The organism is Clostridium sp. AM42-4, from assembly GCF_003480105.1.
Taxonomy (GTDB): domain Bacteria; phylum Bacillota; class Clostridia; order Lachnospirales; family Lachnospiraceae; genus Brotaphodocola.
Genome location: NZ_QUIK01000055.1, coordinates 1,011 through 1,288, shown reverse-complemented (window position 1 = coordinate 1,288; position 278 = coordinate 1,011). Strand labels below are relative to the sequence as shown.

General features: G+C 44.2%; 1 pseudogene. It reads left to right on the top strand.

Annotated features, from left to right (window positions below):
• A pseudogene (locus tag DW922_RS17785) lies at positions 1-278 on the top strand (hybrid sensor histidine kinase/response regulator); the annotation flags it as partial.

Below are 278 nucleotides of genomic sequence, written 5' to 3'. Positions count from 1 at the left end.
GAACGGTTTACCAGGGAAGATGGATCCTTTATTGACATTGCAGCCTGCGCCAGAAAAGATGCACCGGGTATCGTTGCAATCTATTACTACACATCTCCTGAATTTGCCAGAAACTATACGCTGACGATACAGGGGCTTTTAAATGGTTATAGTATCCAGAAAGATGGAACGATTATCGTTGCAGACGACGGAATCGTTGTTGCCAGCAATAATGAGAGCCTGTTGGGACAGAATACAGCCGACAACGAAGTTGTTCAGGCAATGAAAAAGCATACAGA